Genomic DNA, 3,492 nt, shown 5'->3' on the forward strand with positions numbered 1-3,492 from the left:
CCCTGGGCCAAGCGGTGCTCTGCCTGGCCGGGCTCCCCGGGAATACCCCATCCACTGCTGCTCAACGCCGAGGATTGGCCGGAAGGCGAAGAGTGCGTTCCACCGCACGCCGGCAGCCGGGCGTCCATCAACGAAGTGATCGAGGCAGAACGTTGTGCGTTGAAAGGGCCGTGCGCAATCGTGTACCCGGTCGACCTGGCGCCATGCCATGCGCGCCGTCGGGTAACTGTCGGCTGTCCGTTCACCATCTCTGACCGCGGAGGCGCAATGCTTTGTCGTCCGAGCCACCCCCGACCTGCCGTCACTCGCCCTTGGAGTGGGGCGGATGCGTGACGACCGAGACGTCTTCCGGCGGTTGACCGATCTGTTCGAGTCCGGCTCGGTGTCCTACCGGATGATCCCGCATCCGCCCGAGGGTCACACCGACGTCGCCAGCCGGCTGCGTGGCCACCCCCTCCAGCAGGCCGCCAAGTCCCTCGTGGTGCGGGTGGCAACGGGCAGGCGTTCCCGGCGCTACGTGCTCGCCGTGGTCCCCGGTGACCGTCGGGTCGACCTGAACGCGCTGGCCGACCGGTATGGCGGCCGAGAGGCCTCGTTCGCCGCCCGTGAGGTCGCCGAACGTCTGGCGGGTAGCGTCAGCGGATCCATCACCCCGTTCGTCTTCTCCCCCAAGCTGGACCTCATCGTCGACGAAGGCCTGCTTATCCACGACGAGATCTACTTCAACGCCGGACGGCTCGACCTGTCCGTCGCCCTGTCCGTCTCGGACTACCTGCTGCTGGCCCGGCCGACCGTCGCGCCCATCGCCGCCTGACGCCCTGGGCGGCCAGGAGCCAGCGCCCCGGCCCGTCGCACTCGGCACTCCTTCGTAGACCGCCGGACCTCCGGACCGCCGGACCACCGGCGAAGGATGGGTACCGGAGCTGACCGAGATCGATCTCTGCCGCGAAGGGGGCCGAGATCTTGACCATGCCGGTGAACCTCTTTCCAGCTGGGCTCAGCGTGCCCTGGGCTCTCCTGGGCTCTCCGCGCCACGACTGTTTGCGGGGTGCGGACAGAGCCACCCGCAGTGAGCTTCTACCCAGGCGAGCACAGCCGATCCCGACGATCATGCCCACCCCGCCGGTCGCCAGTTACTGATACATAATCCTAAGTAAGGTTCACCTAAAGCAGGTTAGGCTAACCTCCGTCTCTGGTACGTTCCGTGAAGCCGGCTACGCGGCGGACCGAAAGGAATCGGACGTGTGGGGTGATGTGCTCCCGAACCTGCTCATCGGGCTGCGCGAGGGCCTCGAGGCAGGCTTGATCGTCTCGATCCTGGTCGCGACGCTCGTCCGCGCCGACGAACGCTCCCGCCTGCCGCTGGTGTGGACGGGCGTGCTCGCCGCCATCGCCCTGTCGGCGAGTTTCGGCGCCGTGCTGACATTTGCCGCCGCGTCCATGTCCACGGCGGCGCAGGAGGTGTTCAGCGGGATCCTCAGCCTCGTAGCGGTCGGTTTCGTCACCATGATGATCTTCTGGATGCGGCGGTCGGTCCGCGCCCTGTCCGGCGAGATCAAGGGCAAGGTCACCGCTGCGCTGGCACTCGGGCCCGGCGTGCTGATCCTGACCGCTTTCCTGGCGGTGGCCCGGGAGGGTCTGGAGACCTCCCTGTTCATCTGGACGACCACCCGCGGCGCCAGCGAGTCGGCCGGTCCGTTGATCGGCGCCGCGGCCGGGCTCCTCATCGCCGCCGGGCTGTGCGCGGGGATGTACTACCGCGCCGTGAAGATCAACCTGACCAAGTTCTTCACGTTCACCGGCATCGGGCTCATCGTCGTCGCGTCGGGTGTCGCCGGGTACGGTCTGCGCGACCTCCAGGAGGCCGGTGCCCTCCCCGGCTTCGACACGGTCCTGTTCGACCTGCGGACCACCTTCGACCCGAGTTCCTGGTACGCCAGGCTCGTCGAGGGCGTCTTCAACATCACTCCGCGGATGACGGCGCTGCAGGTCACCGGCTACCTGGCCTACCTGGTGGTGGTACTGGCCCTGTTCGTCCGCGGCACCCGCGCCCCCCAACCAGCACAGCCAGCCCAGCCAGGAGAACCGGCCGCCGTCCCCGCCGCCAAGAGTTCCGATCGCACGCCGGCCCCGACGCCCCCGCCGGCCCCGACGGGAGCGTCGGCTGGCCACCGGCTGCCGCGGTGGGCGCTGCCGGCCGCCATCGTCGCGGTGCCGGCCCTCGCCGCCGGCGCCACGATCCTCGCGCTCGGCCCGTCGTCCAGCGGCGGCAGCGGCGGGACGATCGAGGTGACCGGCGGCTCCTGCGCGGCAGGCTGGGCGGCGCCCCGGCCGGGCAGGCAGACGTTCACCGTCCACAACGGCAGCGCCCAAACGGCGGAGGTCCGCCTCATCGACCCGGCGACCGGTGCCATCCATGCGGAGATCGAGCTGCTGGCGCCCGGAACCACCCGAACCCTGTCGGCCACCATCGGCGGGGGCACCTATGCCTGGGAATGCCTGCCGGACGGCGGTAAGCGGCTGCTGTCCGCGAGTCAACGGGTGGCGGGCGCGGCCAGCGGGGCCGCCTCCATCCTCCCCGTGACGGCAGAGACCATGAGCGGCCCGCTGCGCGGCTACCGCGCCTTCGTCACCGTCGGCCTGGTGACGTTGCAGGGCAGCGTCGACACGCTGCGCGCGGACGTGGAACACGGCGACCTGGACGCGGCCCGCCGGGACTGGCTGCCCGCCCACCTCGACTACGAGCGCCTGGGCGCCGCCTACGGCACCTTCGGGGACTTCGACTCCAAGATCAACGGACTGCCTGCCGGGCTGCCCGGCGGAGTGCACGACCCAGACTTCACCGGCTTCTACCGGATCGAGTACGGGCTGTGGCACGGTGAGTCGGCCGCCTCGCTGGCCGCGTCGGCGGTCGGGTTGTCCAGCGACGTAGCGGGGCTGCGGGCGGCATTCCCCACCCAGGAATTCGATCCGAACGACCTGGCCCTGCGCACCCACGAAGTGCTGGAGAACACGCTGCAGTTCCAGCTCACCGGCGCCGCCGATCAGGGCAGCGGCACGGCTCTGGCGACCGCGAGCGCAAACGTGGACGGCACCCGGGAACTGCTCACCGTGATCGCGCCGGTGCTGCAGACCCGGTCGCCCGCCGCGCTGACCGCGGCCCGCCAGCAGTTGGGCGCCTTCGGCGCGCTGGTGCGGCGGGTCGGCAACCCACACGGCACCTGGATCCCGCCGGGACGGCTGCCACTCGCCGACCGGCAGAAGCTGAACGGCAGCCTGGGCGCGCTGCTGGAGACCCTCGCACCGATCCCCGACATCCTCGAGATCAGGAGTACCGGATGAGCCCCGGGTCCGACGGCGGGCGGATGGGACGCCGCTCCTTCCTCGCCGGAGCCTTCGCCGCGGGCGCCGCGGCCGCGGGCAGCGCCACCACCGTCGCGGCCGGAACCGGCGCTGCGGTGCTCACCACCACCGCGCCGGCCGCCGCGGCCG

General features: G+C 70.8%; 2 protein-coding genes. Both read left to right on the forward strand.

The features are described from left to right. Positions 1-325: 325 nt before the first annotated feature. Complete coding sequence (locus AC08ON_RS13790) at positions 326-814, forward strand: YbaK/prolyl-tRNA synthetase associated domain-containing protein (protein ID WP_476607880.1); 489 nt, start codon at positions 326-328, stop codon at positions 812-814. Between the two features lie 428 nt (positions 815-1,242). After that, complete coding sequence (efeU, locus tag AC08ON_RS13795) at positions 1,243-3,342, forward strand: iron uptake transporter permease EfeU (protein ID WP_476607879.1); 2,100 nt, start codon at positions 1,243-1,245, stop codon at positions 3,340-3,342. The last annotated feature ends 150 nt before the right edge of the window (positions 3,343-3,492 follow it).

Source organism: Frankia sp. CoWAU3, assembly GCF_977971855.1.